At 70.9% G+C, this 14,070-nt stretch carries 11 protein-coding genes and 1 pseudogene; 8 read left to right on the top strand and 4 right to left on the bottom strand.

Annotated features, from left to right (window positions below; genetic code table 11):
* The first annotated feature begins 33 nt into the window (after positions 1-33).
* The gene (locus ACFYW7_RS35525; RefSeq protein ID WP_389510159.1) at positions 34-414 is read left to right on the top strand and encodes a response regulator; all 381 of its coding nucleotides are present in this window, start codon (positions 34-36) and stop codon (positions 412-414) included.
* Between the two features lie 42 nt (positions 415-456).
* On the opposite strand, the gene ACFYW7_RS35520 is transcribed toward ACFYW7_RS35525, so the two are convergent.
* Positions 457-1,692: an ATP-binding protein gene (locus tag ACFYW7_RS35520; RefSeq protein WP_389510157.1), complete on the bottom strand. Its 1,236-nt coding sequence runs from the start codon at positions 1,690-1,692 to the stop codon at positions 457-459.
* Positions 1,693-2,026: 334 nt separating this feature from the next.
* On the opposite strand from ACFYW7_RS35520, the gene ACFYW7_RS35515 reads away from it, so the two are divergent.
* The 4 genes from ACFYW7_RS35515 to ACFYW7_RS35500 all read left to right on the top strand — a co-directional run bounded on the left by ACFYW7_RS35515 (position 2,027) and on the right by ACFYW7_RS35500 (position 6,241).
* Positions 2,027-3,088 (top strand): HEAT repeat domain-containing protein, encoded by a 1,062-nt coding sequence (locus ACFYW7_RS35515; RefSeq protein ID WP_389510155.1) that lies wholly within the window; start codon positions 2,027-2,029, stop codon positions 3,086-3,088.
* Positions 3,085-4,560: a glycosyltransferase family 2 protein gene (locus ACFYW7_RS35510; protein WP_389510153.1), complete on the top strand. Its 1,476-nt coding sequence runs from the start codon at positions 3,085-3,087 to the stop codon at positions 4,558-4,560. Before ACFYW7_RS35515 ends, ACFYW7_RS35510 begins: the two co-directional genes overlap by 4 nt.
* 550 nt (positions 4,561-5,110) lie before the next feature.
* Positions 5,111-5,632: a TspO/MBR family protein gene (locus ACFYW7_RS35505; RefSeq protein ID WP_389510151.1), complete on the top strand. Its 522-nt coding sequence runs from the start codon at positions 5,111-5,113 to the stop codon at positions 5,630-5,632.
* A gap of 333 nt (positions 5,633-5,965) precedes the next feature.
* A complete protein-coding gene (locus ACFYW7_RS35500) occupies positions 5,966-6,241 on the top strand; it encodes an isoamylase early set domain-containing protein (RefSeq protein WP_389510149.1) in 276 nt (91 codons plus the stop codon).
* Between the two features lie 154 nt (positions 6,242-6,395).
* Here the strand turns inward: ACFYW7_RS35500 and ACFYW7_RS35495 are convergent, their stop codons facing one another.
* A complete protein-coding gene (locus ACFYW7_RS35495; protein WP_389510147.1) occupies positions 6,396-7,508 on the bottom strand; it encodes a spore photoproduct lyase family protein in 1,113 nt (370 codons plus the stop codon).
* A 1,062-nt stretch (positions 7,509-8,570) separates the two neighbouring features.
* Between ACFYW7_RS35495 and dps the strand changes: the two genes are divergently transcribed.
* The 3 genes and pseudogenes from dps to ACFYW7_RS35480 form a co-directional block, all read left to right on the top strand.
* Entirely contained in the window at positions 8,571-9,131 is a 561-nt protein-coding gene (gene dps, locus ACFYW7_RS35490) for a DNA starvation/stationary phase protection protein Dps (RefSeq protein ID WP_389510144.1), read from the top strand.
* A 48-nt stretch (positions 9,132-9,179) separates the two neighbouring features.
* On the top strand, positions 9,180-9,746 hold the full coding sequence (locus tag ACFYW7_RS35485) for a type 1 glutamine amidotransferase domain-containing protein (RefSeq protein ID WP_389510142.1): 567 nt from the start codon (positions 9,180-9,182) through the stop codon (positions 9,744-9,746).
* A gap of 440 nt (positions 9,747-10,186) precedes the next feature.
* A pseudogene (locus ACFYW7_RS35480) lies at positions 10,187-10,405 on the top strand (SOS response-associated peptidase family protein); the annotation flags it as partial.
* Positions 10,406-10,660: 255 nt separating this feature from the next.
* Here ACFYW7_RS35480 and ACFYW7_RS35475 read toward each other — a convergent pair.
* Both ACFYW7_RS35475 and ACFYW7_RS35470 read right to left on the bottom strand, forming a co-directional pair.
* Positions 10,661-12,109 (bottom strand): FG-GAP-like repeat-containing protein, encoded by a 1,449-nt coding sequence (locus ACFYW7_RS35475; protein WP_389510141.1) that lies wholly within the window; start codon positions 12,107-12,109, stop codon positions 10,661-10,663.
* Between the two features lie 244 nt (positions 12,110-12,353).
* Positions 12,354-14,015, bottom strand: coding sequence for a glycoside hydrolase family 13 protein (locus ACFYW7_RS35470; protein WP_389510140.1), 1,662 nt, complete (start codon positions 14,013-14,015; stop codon positions 12,354-12,356).
* Between the last annotated feature and the right edge of the window lie 55 nt (positions 14,016-14,070).

Below are 14,070 nucleotides of genomic sequence, written 5' to 3'. Positions count from 1 at the left end.
GTGTCGTCGAAGGGGCGGTGTTCGGCAGAGGGAGTGGGACGTGGCACCAATCTGGTGGCGGACGCCGACGCCGACATCCGCGACGTAGTGGCGTTCAAGCCGGGCACCGCCGGCCACACGGTGCTGGTCGCCCAGGAGGGTTCCGAGGCCCTCGGCACCGCTCGCGAGCGGGAACTGCACCTGGCCATCCTGGACGTCAGGATGCCGGGCCCGACCGGTGTGGAGGTGTGCCGCCGACTGCGACACGAGCCCGCCACGGCGCGGCTCCCGGTGACCCTGCGCACCGCGCTGGCCGAGGAGAACGAGGTCGAGGCCGGCTTCCAGGCAGGCGCGGACGACTGCATCACCAAACCCTTCAGCCCACGCGAAGTGGGCAGCCGCGTGCAGGCGGTCCTGTCGCGCTCGCGCTCGTGAACGTCGGGCCATCTCGGAGCGCTTGCCCCGGCACCGGCGGATTCAGAGCGGCTGCCCCGATGAGGGCGGGTAGGGAAAGTGGCAACTGACGCTCGTTCCCCCGTCGATGCCGTCACCGAGGGACAACGTGCCGCGGTGCGCCACCGCGATACGGACGCAGTTGGCGAGGCCGATGCCGAATCCCTGCGTGCCGGAGTCCAGTCGCACAAACGGCTCCAGCACGCGTGACCGTTCCGCGGTGGGGATTCCGACCCCGTTGTCCGCGACCCGGAGGTTCCATCCGTCCGCGTCGGTCGCGCAGGTGACCTCGACCTCGGCGGGCCGGTCCGCGCGTCGGAACTTCACCGCGTTGCCGACGAGGTTCTGGAGGAGCCGGCGCACCTGCACGCCGTCGCAGGAGATGGTGGGAAGGACCCCGACACGGACGCGGGCCTGTGCCGCGGCCAGGTCGGCACGCAGGTCTTCGAGCACCTCCCGCACGAGTGCTCCCAGGTCGGTCCGGCTGATGTCCAGTTTCCCGCCGAACCGCGCGAGGGCCAGGGCCCCTTCGATCGTCCGGTTCATCCGCGCGACGGCCTGCTCGATGCGCCCCACGAACGCCGACGCATGGGTGTCCCCGGTGATGGCGGGCAGCTCCGCGAGGAGCCCCGCGTGACCGGACACACCGGTCAGTGGGTTGCGCAGGTCGTGACTCACCTGTCCCGCGAACTCCTCCAGCGCCGTGTTCGACCGCTCGAGTTCGGTGCGCGCCTGATCGGCGGCCAGGAGCGCGTGGTGCAGAAGCTGCCGATGGCGGTGCAGGTCCAGCACACCGACGACGAGGGATGCGAGGTCTTCCAGAGCCCGGCTCTGTTGCGTCGTCAAGGACCGCGTCCGCCCGGAGAACACGCACAACGTACCCAGGATCTCCTGTTCGGGAGAACGCAGTTGTGAGGCCGCGTAGAACCTCACGGCGCCCGTGGGCGTGGTCACCCAGGGATTGGCGGCGAAGCGGGGGTCCAGCCGGGCGTCCTCCACCAGGACCTGGCCGGGCGCCAGGATGCTCACCGCGCACATGGAGTCGGAGCGGGAGCACACGGACGGCTCGATGCCGACGGCCGCGATCTGATGCTGCTTGTCGGCCGAGATGATGTTGACGGCGGCCTGGGGGGTCTCGCACACGCGCGCCGCCAGACGGACGATCCCGTCCAGGTCGGCGGGCGCAGGGGAGCCGACGATGCCGTACCGTTCCAGCACCGCAAGGCGGCGTGTCTCGGAAGCACCGTCGTCCACGCTCACGTACACGTTGTCGGACCTCACTGACGTGGATGGACGTATCACCGGTCTCCGTCAGCGTCGCCCGGAGGGCTGCCTTCCGCAACCAGATGCCCCTCGTCCTTACGTCACCCCTGCGCGTTCGACCGGTTCCGAGGCCGACCGGCCCACGCCGATGTCTCGGCGCCCGACCCCCGGCGCCGGGCTCCGCGACCGCCCTGTCCGGCGGATCACCGTCACTCCTGCGGATGACACCGTGCGGCAAACGCGTGAGGCCCGACCGACCGGACACCCGCCGGGCTCGAAGCTGAAGGCGGTGTCGAGACGGAGCGGAGCCCCGGTGCGCACGGTAGCCCAGATGATCTTGCTGGTGTCGGTGATCGAAGTGGTCGTGTGCCTGCTGGTGCTCTGCGTGAGCCGACTGGTGCGCAATCGGCGGGAGCACGTCCGGAGGGAAGCCGCGGCGGCGACCAGACCGCTCGTCCTGCGGGTCACCGCGGGCGAGGACACGAGCGCGGACGCCGCGCTCGCCGCCCTCGACAAGCACTCCTGGCGAGCCACGCAGCCCACGGTGCTGCGGCTGCTGGGCAGCGTCAAAGGCGGATCCCACAGCTCCCTCACCGACATCCTGCTGCGCAGGGGCGTCGTCGACCAGGCACTGGCCGACGGCGCCCGCCCGCACGGCCTGCGGCGGGCGCACGCGGCCTCGCTGCTCGCCCTGACCGGAGACGCGCTCAAGGCGGATCCGCTGCGCGGGCCCGCCGCTCGCACCACCCTCCACGCCCTGCTCACCGACCGGAACGCGACGGTCAGGGAAGCGGCGGTGCGCGCGCTAGGGCGTGTGGGCGATGCCGACAGTGCCCGCCTGCTCCTCGCCGCTCTGCGTTCACCCCTCGCCGTCGCTCCCGGCCTGACGGGCGACGCCCTCATCCGCATCGGCCCGGCAGCCGTACCGGCGCTGATCGAGGCGGTGCACGCCACCGGCGGACAACAGCGGGCCCTCGCCGTGGAACTGCTCGGCCTGATCCGCGACCGCCGGGCCGTCGCCACGCTGTCGGCGGCGCTCGATGACGACTCCGCCGCGGTCCGCGCCAGCGCCGCGGCCGCTCTCGGCCGAGTCGCCGAACCCGCCGCGGTCCCGGCCCTGATCCACAGCGTGCGTGCCGACCCGTCCGCCCGGGTGGCGGTCGCCGCCGCCGAGGCACTCGGCCTGATCGGGGACCAGAGCGCGATCCCGGTACTGCGAGAAGCACTCACCGCGCAGGGATACCGCCTCGCCCACACGGCAGCGCACGCGTTGCTGCGGCTCGGTCCCACGGGCCGGGGCGCGCTCACCGACAGCACGCTCGCCCCCGGCGCCGCAGCGCACGCGCACGAAGTCCTCGCCACCGCCCAGGTCATGGCCGGTGGCGGCCGGTGAGGGACGTCGTCGTCGCGCTGATCGACTTCAGCCAATACGTGGTGATCGGCTACTTCCTGGTTCTGAACACCGTCTACCTGGTGCTGCTGACCCTGGCCGGACGGACCATCCCCCACCTGGCCAGACGCCGCCGCCTGACGGGTGTGGACGACCTGGCCACCAGCCCGCTGACCCCGCCGGTGTCCATCGTCACGGCCGCCTACAACGAGGAACCGACCATCGTCGAGAGCGTGCGCGCCATGCTCGCGTTGCGCTACCCGCGCCACGAGGTGGTCGTCGTGGATGACGGCTCCCGCGACGACACCTTCGACCGGCTGAAAGACGCCTTCGGACTGGTCCCGCTGGAGCGGGTGATTCCCGGGGAGGTCCGTTCCCGTGAGCCGGCCCGGTCCGTCCACGTCAGCACGCACTCCGTCCCCCTGACCGTAGTCCGCAAGCACAACTCCGGACGGGCGGACTCCCTCAACGTCGGCATCGACCTGGCCCGGCATCCCCTGGTCTGCATGGTGGACGCCGACTCGCTGCTCGACGAGGACGCCTTGCTGACCATCGCCCAGCCGTTCGTCGCCGACCCGCTGCGCGTCGTCGCCGCGGGCGGCGTCATCCGGCCCGTCAACGACAGCGTCGTACGCCACGGCCAGGTCCTCGAGGCGAGAATCCCCACCCGCTGGCTGCCGCGCATCCAGGTCGTCGAATATCTGCGCGCGTTCCTCATGGGCCGCACCGGCTGGTCCCGCCTGCACGGCCTGCTCATCATCTCCGGCGCCTTCGGCCTCTACCGCCGCGACGTCCTCGTCGAGGTGGGCGGCATGGACGCCGACTCCATCGGCGAGGACTTCGAACTCGTCGTCCGCATGCACCAGCACCTGCGCGACCAGCAGCGCCCGTACCGGATCGTCTTCGTCCCCGAACCGGTCTGCTGGACCGAGGTGCCCGACACCCGTGCCGTCCTCGCCAGCCAACGGCGACGCTGGCACCGAGGTCTGTACGAGACCCTCCTACGCCATCACCGTATGCTGCTGCGCCCCCGCTACGGCGTCATCGGCATGCTGGCCTTCCCCTACTTCGTCCTCTTCGAACTCCTCGCTCCCCTGATCGAGGTGTGCGGCGTCGTCATCGTGGCGGTCGGGTTCGCCCTCGGCGTCATCTCCCCGCCCATGGCCCTGCTCTTCGTGCTCGCCGCCTTCGGCTACGCCGTGCTCCTCTCCCTCCTGGCCCTGCTCCTGGACGAACTCGGACTGCATCGCTATCGCCGCCTCACGGACCTGGCGGCAGTCGCGGCCGCCGCCGTCCTGGAGAACCTCGGCTACCGCCAACTCACCGCCGTCTGGCGGCTTCAAGGCTGGTGGGCGTCGCTGCGCAACGGCAAGCCCGAGTGGGGCGAGATGACCAGGGTCGGCTTCACCAGTGCCACCCCGCTCGATCAGGGAAGCCACGCCACGATCCCGGAGACGTCCGAGCCCCGCGGATGACACCTGCCACACCAGCCACGCGCCTCAGCTCACGTGTCGGCAAGTCCCCTGCTCAGGGACATCCCGCCCGTAACCCGCACCGGCCACACCGGCCCGGTGCGGGTCAGAGCGGTGTCTTCGTCGACCCCCGACCTGACGGACGAACTTGCCGCTACGCGCCTACGCTGTCGCGGGTGCGGCAGTCCGCGGGCGTACGGTGCGCCAGCAGGCGGACGAGTATGGCCTCATGCTCGACCCGCATCGACCACACGGCGCCGGCCCGCCTGGGGACTCCGTCCCGCATGGCCACGGCAGGGAAGGCGGGGTGCGGGGACGGCACCAGCAGGTGAGGTGGGCAGCCGTTGCCCGCAGTCTGGTGATCATCGTGGGCTTCTTCTTCGTGATCATCACAGGCTTTTGTGCGTGGCGATTCAGCACATGGACATGGCACTGGCCCGGTTCGGGAAGCTAAAGAGGTGCACCGGTAGGCCGCAGACTCCAACCACGGACGAGCGTCGGCTCCGGTCCGACATCCGATGTGTGCCGAGCAGGCGAGGGGTACACGAAAGGGATGGAAGAAGTCGGAGTGCCCGTCAGTCCTGAGGATCGCGGGCGTCGCGCGTTGCGGACCTACACATTGACCGCTGTCGCGGTCGTAGCGAGCGCGGTCGCGGGGGCGAGGGCCGTCGATGCCGATAGCGCCTGGTACCAAATCCTGGACAAGCCGCCCTGGCAGCCGCCGCCGTGGGTGTTCGGCGCAGTATGGACCCCCCTCTACGCTTCGATCGCGTGGGCAGGCGGGCGCGCGCTGAACCGTACCAGCGGCCGTTCCAAGCTGCTGCTGGCTTCCAGCCTGGGGGTGAACCTCGCGCTGAACACTACGTGGAACTGGCTGTTCTTCGCCCGTCGCAGCCCCAAGGCGGGCGTTGTAGGCACCGCTCTGTTGGATGCCGGCAACATTGACCTGATCCGCCGCACCGCGCGGGCGGACTCAACTGCGGCCCGTGCCCTCCTTCCCTACGGTGCCTGGTGTGCTTTCGCCACTGCCTTGAACAGCTCCATCGCGTGGCGTAATCGTTCGGATCCCAGGTGAACGGACGGCCGTGATCTTGCACAAGGTGCTCCCCACCCTGTTCTTCCCCGACTACGACGAGCGGCTGGCGGAGGCCCGACGTCGCCTGCGTCCGATCGATGACGACAGCCCGGTGACGCGGCCTGAACCAGACACCGGAAGCGGCCACCCGCCACGAGGCAGCCACGACCGGCACGAGACGACTGCGAACCGGCGGCGCGAGCGAAACTCGGGGCTCCGCGCTGCCGCACGAGTGAGACCGCGCTCCGCCGGCCGTGTTCAGCGGTCCGTTCGCCGACGGCGCCTCGAAGATGAGCGCCACACGACCATTCCTCACTGCCAGGAGCCGTCATCATGCTGGAACGCAAGCAGCTCAAGGACCGTATCCGGGTCACCTTCGTCCTGCCGGCGGAGACTCCGCCAGGCTCTGTCAGCGTCGTGGGCGACTTCAACGACTGGCAGCCCGGGGCACACGTTCTCGAGCCTCGCGCCGACGGCAAGCGGGCCGTGAGTGTCGCGTTGCCCGGGAAGAGCGCGCATTCCTTCCGCTACCTGGGCGAAGACAACCACTGGTTCGACGAAGCGGACGCGGACGGACACGATGGAACCAACAGCCGCCTGCACACCTGAGGGCGGGCCTTTCGCCCGGCGCGGTACGTCCGCGGGGGTGACCTGACGCGAGCACGGGCGTCAGTACTGTGCCGGAGCGCCTGCCCCCGGGCCGCCGCGCTCCGGCCTCCTCCTCGTCAGACGCCGGCACGATGCGTGCTGGGCGCCAGGCCCCTCAAAAGGCGTAGCGGACGCGCAGCCAGGGCGCACGGGCTGCGATCAGGCGTCGGAGGGAGTCCACGGCTCCGGCCTTCTCGGAGGTGCGGTAACGGACGTTCCAGCTGCCGCTCTCGGAGCGTTTGGCCTGCTGCAGATCGGGACGCCAAAGGACGTCCTCCGCCCGCGGGTGCCAGGCCAGATTCAGTTCGTGCAGGTCCCGGTTGTGCGTCAGCATGATCACTTCTGCCGCGGCCTGGTCCTTCACCGCGCGCGGAAGGACGTCGTCCATGTGTTCCAAGAGCAGGCGCCAGTCCGCTTCCCACCCGGGCCGGATGACGACGGGCGAGAGGTTGAAGTGGACCTCGTACCCGGCCTCCAGGAAGTCCGCGGCCGCCGAGATGCGTTCCTGCACGGGACTGGTGCGGATGTCGAGCAGCCGGGAGTCCCGCGGCGGCATCACGGAAAACCGGATCCGGGTACGGCCACGTGGGTCCAGGAGCAGCAGATCGGGGTTGACGAATTTCGTGGCAAACGATGCCTTGGCCGTGGTCCAGTGAGCGAAGATGTTCACGAGGTCCGCGACGTTCCCACTGATGAGCGCGTCCACCGCGCAGTCGCTGTTCTCGCCGATGTCATACACCCAGGCATGCGGGTCGCACTGGTTCGGTTCGCGCTTGGGGCCTTGGCGCGTGATGTGCCGGGCGAGATGGGCGATGATCTGTTCGATGTTGGTGAAGACGGTGATCGGGTTGGCGTAGCCCTTGCGGCGCGGTACGTAGCAGTAGGCGCAGGCCATCGCGCAGCCGTTCGCCGGGCCTGGAGCGATCCAGTCGGCCGATCTGCCGTTCGGCCGTGTGGCCAGGGTCTTCTTCTCGCCCAGGACCAGGACCTCGCTCTTGATGCGGACCCAGCGTTCGAGATTTCCCGCGTTGCCGTGGAGGTGCGGGATGCGCCAGTGCGAGTCCACGTCGACGATCCGGGCGCCGGGGAAGCGGGCGAGGATCTGTCGGCCCCTGGGTGACGCCGCAGCGGCGGGTTCGGCGTGGATCTCCTGCACGGACAGCAGGCGACGGGCGGCGGGGGAGTCGCGGAACAGCGGTCCGACAGGCGGCCCGGGGCTCTCGGACACCGGGTGAACCGGCCCGGGCCTCACCTCTTCCAGTCCGAACAACGCGTCCGTCTGGCCCTCGTGTCCTTCTGTCGTGCGGGGCCGACCGAAGTCGTCCGGTCCCCGGTGCTCGCCCATGAGTGCACTCCGAGATGCGTGTGGCGGCAACGCCGTGTAGCCGTTCGTCAATCAGTGGGCTCTTCTGGAGCAGGCTGCCTGGAAGGAACTCCCCTCTGCTGAAGGGTTTCCTCGCCGCCACTGTCGCTGTCAGCTTCGTCAGCGCATGGTGGGACCGCTTCGGCTGTCTCGTCGCGCTGTTGGTCAGGCATGTCCCTGGGTACAGGGGAGCCTGCATCGCGTTGCCCGGTCATGGCCTCTGCCTCCGTGTGTCGCTTACGAGCGGAGTCCCGCGTTATTCATGATCGCCAGTTGCCGCCGACGGCGGTTCCTGTGACACGAGTGCCCCCTCTCTTGATCCCTGACCGCTCTTCGGATGAGGACTTGGGACTGGTCAGCGTACAGACAGAGGGACGATACGCGGTGCACCTCGGGGTCGGCCGCAGCCGGCCGGCGCGACAGCCATGCGCATGCGCCGAGCCGGCGCCCGCCGACCAGGAAGACCGGTTCCGAGGCGCGCTGCGGCATCAGCGTGCACTGGGCATCGAGGACGCGGGCCGTGGTGGGCGCACGCCACCCGGGCTCGCGGTGCCCGGCAGATTTCCTGCGGTGGAACACGGCTACCCGCCAGAGGGCTTTGAGCGCGAAACCGGTATCAAAGGATCAGTGCTGGCAGAAGGCAGGAAGAACAGGAGTCATGATCGGCCTTGGCCCCCTCTTGTGCCCTGCGTAGGGATCTCCGCCTCTGTGGACCAGGCTCTCTCGCGACGTCGGAATCTCTGGCGATTTCCGGTTCAGGAATGCAATACGGAGTCACGCGCCGGGGATCTCCGGCCACGGCCAGAGCCAGGGTGTGAGCGGCCGTGGCTGCGAACGGGCGGGCGAGGCGGACATGGTGCTACGGAGTTTCACACGCTCACCCTGGGTACCAGGACGGGGCGAAACGCACGAGACAGGAGACAGGACATGGCTTCCGCTGCCACCCCCCGCTACACCGTCCCGGGCCTTACGGTGCAGGACGCAGGCTCGGTCATCGAGCTGCTGCAACAGCGCCTCCACTCCCTCAACGATCTCCACCTCACACTCAAGCACGCCCACTGGAACGTGGTGGGCCCGCACTTCATCGCCGTCCACGAAATGCTTGACCCGCAGGTCGACCGGGTGCGTGAGATGGCCGATGACGTCGCCGAGCGCCTCGCAGCCCTGGGCGGCGTCGCTCATGGCACGCCCGGCACGCTGGTCAAGGAGCGCACCTGGGAGGACTACAGCGTCGGCCGCGCCGATGCCCTCGCCCACCTCGGCGCCCTCGACCTCGTGTACACAGGGATCATCCAAGACCTCCGCTCCGCGATCAAAACCGTCGGAGACATCGATCCGGCCACCGAGGACCTGCTGATCGAGCAATTGCGCGACCTGGAGCAGTTCCAGTGGTTCGTGCGGGCGCACCTGGAGACCGCGGGCGGCACCCTCGCCACGGCCGATGCGGCCACCGAGACAGAAGCCGCCGAGCAGGCGGCGACCCGCTGACAGGGCCGGCGGCGCCGGATCGATCACGACGACGAAAGGCACGTCATCATGCCCGACAAGCCGCTCAACGGCCACCGGGTGCTGGTCATCGTCACCAACTACGGAGTCGAGCAGGACGAGTTGCTGGTGCCGATCCGCCGGCTGAAAGAGGACGGCGCGGACGTCATCCTCGCAGCCCTGACCTCGGAGCCGGTCCAGACGCTGGTGGGCGACCGGGACCCCGGCGAGGCGGTGCGGCCCACCACCACGCTTGAGCAGCTGGACCTTGGCGAGCACCAACTGCTGCTAATCCCTGGTGGCACCATCAATGCCGACCAGCTCCGCCTGGAGCCCAGGGCTCTCGAGGCGGTGAGGGCATTTGCGGCGACGGGGCGTCCGATCGCTGCGATCTGTCATGGCCCCTGGGCTCTGGTGGAAGCCGACGTCCTGAACGGTAAAACCCTGACCTCCTACCCTTCAGTGCGCACTGATGTCTGCAACGCGGGTGCCAAAGACTGGGTCGACGAAGCAGTGGTGAGCGACAGTGCGGGCGGCTACACCCTGATCACCTCCCGGACGCCGAAGGACCTCGACGATTTCCTCGGCGCCATCAACGAGGCCATGGTCGGTTCCTAGCGCTGCAGGCTCGGATCGCTGCCGGTGACCCGGGACGGAGGGCGGCTGGGCCCCAGTGCCCCAGCTGGCCTGTGCGGATGAGGGCCGTGAGCGATCGTGAAACGGCGATGCCGCTGCGCCGTCCCGACGTGGGGGCGGGGGGGGGGCCCCCTGCCCCCGGGGGGGGGGGGGGGGTGGGGGGGGGGGTGCTGCCCCCCCCGGGCGGGGGGGCGGGCCCCCCCGGGGGGGGGGGGGGGGGGCCCCCCCCCCGCCCCCACGTCGGGATACCGGCTGACTTTCCGCTGCGCGGAGTCGCAAGGATGTCGTCTGCGTGGGCAGCAACTGATGCGCCGGCCGACTGAGGGAGGTTCACCCTCCCGGACGGTGGGGGCCGGCAGGAGGAACTGGCCGGGACGGCGCCGTGCGGACGACGTCGAGGTCGCTCCGCCGCCCAGCTCGGCGTGCACCCCCGCATGCCGCTCGCCCTCGCACGCGAGCACTATGACGCCTGGCTCGACCCCGGCCACCAAGACCCCGATGAGCTGCGGGCCCTGCTCAGTCGGCCGGCGGGCGGCCATCTGGACGCCCGCCCCGTCTCCACCGCCGTCAACAGCGTCCCCCGACTCCTGGACGAACTGGCCCCTCAGGACGCCTGCCCCCGTCGCCGAGATGCCCTATGACGAAGCGACCACGCATCTGCGCGAGGCACTCGCCGACCCCGATCTCGTGATCCGTGGGCAGGCGGCGCCGGCCCTCGGGACACGGGGTGCGGCCGACGCGGCGCCGACATCCCACCGATCCCACCAGGTCGGGCCGCGCGCGGGGGCGTGATCACCGCGCGACCAGCCGTGTGTCGGCCCGCGTCGGAACGGCGAGGGGGCGCGTCCCGGCGGTGTGCCGCGCCGGAACGCGCCCCGTTGCCCGAGCGTCCGGGCTCAGCCGCTGATCGGCGCGCCGAACTCGGGGTACCAGTCCTCGCCGGTGGCGAGCCCGATGGTCTCCGCACTGAAGCCGACCGCGCGGGTGAAGGTGATTCGCACGCCGTCGCCGCGCAGCGAGGTGAGCGCGCCGTACCAGCCGTTCTCGCCGGGCGCGCCGACGGCCAGGTCGAGCCGCCCGTCGCGGTCGGTGTCGGCCAGCGCCAGGGCCTCGCCGAAGGAGTCGCGGGACTCCGCGACGCCGGGCACGCCCGCGGTGTCCTGATGGAAGGCGTACGAGCCGGTGCCGGTCAGGCCCTTCGCGGAGCCGGGGAGCACGGTGACGGATCCGGTGAAGCCCGTCAGGCCCACGCCCTCGTCGACGGCGCCGGTGATCAGGTCGGCTCGTCCGTCCCGGTTGACGTCGCCGAGCTCGACGGACCAGCCGAAGCGGTCGCCCTCCTCGACGACCCCGGGAACCCCGGCGGTGTCCTGCGTGATCACGACCGCGCGTCGGGGGTCGACGCCCTGCGCCGAGCCCCGCAGCACTGTCACGCTGCCGCCGTCCAAGGCGCCGTTCACCTCCTCGCGTCCGTACGGCTGCCCGGACACGACGTCGCCGCGGCCGTCGCCGTCCACGTCGCCGATGGTCAGGGAGAGCGCCGGGGGCAGCTCGCCCGCCGCGCGGCGGTTCGCCGGGACCCCGGGGGAGAGGTAGAGCGCGCCGCCGGTGCCGTTGAGCGGGTTGGTGACGGCGGCCAGGTCGTCGGTGCCGTCGCCGTCGACGTCCCCGGCGGCGAGCGCGGTGACGCCGGTGCCGGTGGCGGGCACCGCCGACGCCTCGAAGTCGGCGAGCGCGAAGCCCATTTCGCCGGACTGGCCGGTGCTCCGGTTGAGGTAGAGCCACAGGTGGGTGCCGCTGCCCGTGCTCGCCGCGATGTCGGCGTGGCCGTCCCCGTCGAAGTCCCCGGCGGTGACCGCGGTGCCGAATCCGGTCTGCTCGATGCCCAGCGGCTGGCTCAGCGCCCCGCCCGCGCCGAGTCCCTTCGGGCTGCCCCACAGCACCGTGACCGAGCCCCAGTCGTCACCGCGCGGGATGTCCTCGCCCGGTGAGCCGACCGCGAGGTCGGTGTATCCGTCCTTGTTGAAGTCTCCGGCCGCGGTGGACGTGCCGAAGCGGTCGAACGCCTCGGCGACACCCGGGACGCGCGAGGTGTTCTGGCTGACGGTCGTCGTCCGCGAGGACTTGATCCCGGCGGACGAGCCGTAGGCGACGACGACCGCCCCGGCCAGGCTGTGCCCGTCGATCGCCGCGCCGGGCGCGCCTACGGCGAGATCGCCGTAGCCGTCGCCGTTGAAGTCGGCGGAGGGCGTCGGTGTGCGGGCGTGGGCGGCGGCCGGGGGCAGAAGGACGGAGGCCGCGAGGGCGGCCGGCAGCGCGGCGCCGGCAACGATGAGTCTTCGCATGACACGCCAGACTCGCCCCCGGTGCCAATGGTTGTACGGGCGCCGGACGCGCCGGGGCCCGGACCGTCCGGCGCACGGTGCCGCGCGCCGAGCCGGGCGGAGTGGCCGGCTCGGAAGCCGGTGCGGGCGAGCCAGAGGCTGCGCTGCAGGACGGTGACGGGCACCGGTTCGGTGTGGTGTCGCGCACCGGCGGTTTTGCTCGCCCTGCCTGCCGCCGTCCCGCCGGTGAGCGGAGGTCTCGGCGTCAGTCCGTCAGCCACACCGCCGTGTCGGACGGCAGACGGCCGTCCTGCAGCGGGCCGCTGGCCACGAGCACCGCACGGTGGGCAGGAAGCACGGCCGGCTCGGCGGAGAGGTTGACGACGCAGCGGAAGCCGGGGTCGCGGCGGAAGGAGAGCACCTCGTCGTCGGGTGCGCTGTCCCAGGCGAGGGTCCCGTCGCCGAGTGCGGGCGCCGCACGGCGGATGCGCAGCGCCTCGCGGTAGAGCTCCAGCATCGAGGACGGGTCCCCGTCCTCGGACGCCACGGTCAGCGCCTTCCACGCCTCGGGCTGCGGGAGCCACGTGCGCGTCCGGCTGCCCTCGGGGCTGAAGCCGAACGGCGGGGTGTCGCCGCTCCATGGGAGGGGGACACGACAGCCGTCGCGGCCCCGGTCGGTGTGGCAGGAGCGGTGCCACGTGGGGTCCTGCAGCAGGTCCTCGGGGAGGTCCTCGACCTCCCACAGACCCAGTTCCTCGCCTTGGTAGAGGTAGGCACTGCCGGGCAGGGCGAGGGTGAGGAGCGCGGCGGCACGCGCCCTTTTCGTACCGAGGTCCAGGTCGGCGGGCTCTGTGAGGTCCGACAACGAGCGCAGCGTTCCGTCCGGCTGGGGGCGCGCGTAACGGGATACGTGCCGTGCCACGTCGTGGTTGGAGAGCACCCAGGTGGCGGGAGCGGCGACCTGGCCCAGCGCGCTCAAGGACGTGTCGATCACGCGCCGCAGCCGGTCCGGGCGCCACGGCGTCATCAGGTAGTCGAAGTTGAAGGCTGTGTGCAATTCGTCGGGCCGTACGTAGCGCGCCAGCCGTTCGGGGGCGCCGGTCCACGCCTCGGCGACGAAGACGCGGGGCTCGTCGTAGGTGTCGGCGACAGCCCGCCAGCCCTGGAAGATCTCGTGGACTTCCTCCCGGTCCCAGTGGGGGTGGTCCTCGCGGGTGGCGCCCTCCAGCAGTTTGCCGTCCAGCGAGCCGAGGTCGGGCAGGCCGGGGGCCTTGACGAGGCCGTGTGCGACGTCGATGCGGACGCCGTCCACGCCCCGGTCGAACCAGAAACGCAGGATCGACTCGAACTCCGCCCTGACCTCCGGGTCGTCCCAGTCGAGGTCGGGCTGCTCGGGGGCGAACAGGTGCAGGTACCAGGGGCCCGGAGAGCCGTCGGGTTCCGTGATGCGCGTCCAGGCGGACCCGCCGAAGACGCTGCGCCAGTCGTTGGGCGGCTCGGCGCCCAGGTCGCCGCGTCCGGGGCGGAAGATGTATCGCTCACGGGCCGGGGACCCGGGCCCCTCGGCCAGAGCTCGGCGGAACCAAGCGTGCGCAATCGAGGTGTGGTTGGGCACGATGTCGATGATCAGCCGCAGCCCGTGCCCGTGGACCTCGTCGAGCAGGACCCCCGCGTCGTCCAGGCTGCCGAACAGCGGGTCGATGTCCCGGTAGTCGGCGACGTCGTACCCCCCGTCGGCCATCGGCGAGGGATACCAGGGGGTGATCCACAGCGCGTCGACGCCCAGCCCGGCGAGGTGGGGCAGGCGCTGTCGCAGTCCGGCGATGTCTCCGATGCCGTCGCCGTTCCCGTCGGCGAAACTGCGCAGGTACACCTGGTAGATGACGGCGTCACGCCACCAGGAGGTGCGGGTACGGGCTGAGTCCACCGGCTTCTCCTTGCGCTGAACTGAGCGGATGACCTGGTCGTGCCGTGCTCTGGGA

It is taken from the genome of Streptomyces sp. NPDC002580, from assembly GCF_042889485.1.
GTDB lineage: Bacteria > Actinomycetota > Actinomycetes > Streptomycetales > Streptomycetaceae > Streptomyces.
Note: the sequence above shows the minus strand (reverse complement) of the source record. Positions and strands in the feature narration are given on the sequence as shown.

What these genes read in the sequence shown, in the direction of transcription:
- ACFYW7_RS35505 (WP_389510151.1), top strand. Translation starts at nt 5,111, where the DNA reads ATGGAAGAAGTCGGAGTGCCCGTCAGTCCTGAGGATCGCGGGCGTCGC.
- dps (WP_389510144.1), top strand. Translation starts at nt 8,571, where the DNA reads ATGGCTTCCGCTGCCACCCCCCGCTACACCGTCCCGGGCCTTACGGTG.
- ACFYW7_RS35475 (WP_389510141.1), bottom strand. Translation starts at nt 12,109, where the DNA reads ATGCGAAGACTCATCGTTGCCGGCGCCGCGCTGCCGGCCGCCCTCGCG.
- ACFYW7_RS35515 (WP_389510155.1), top strand. Translation starts at nt 2,027, where the DNA reads ATGATCTTGCTGGTGTCGGTGATCGAAGTGGTCGTGTGCCTGCTGGTG.
- ACFYW7_RS35485 (WP_389510142.1), top strand. Translation starts at nt 9,180, where the DNA reads ATGCCCGACAAGCCGCTCAACGGCCACCGGGTGCTGGTCATCGTCACC.
- ACFYW7_RS35500 (WP_389510149.1), top strand. Translation starts at nt 5,966, where the DNA reads ATGCTGGAACGCAAGCAGCTCAAGGACCGTATCCGGGTCACCTTCGTC.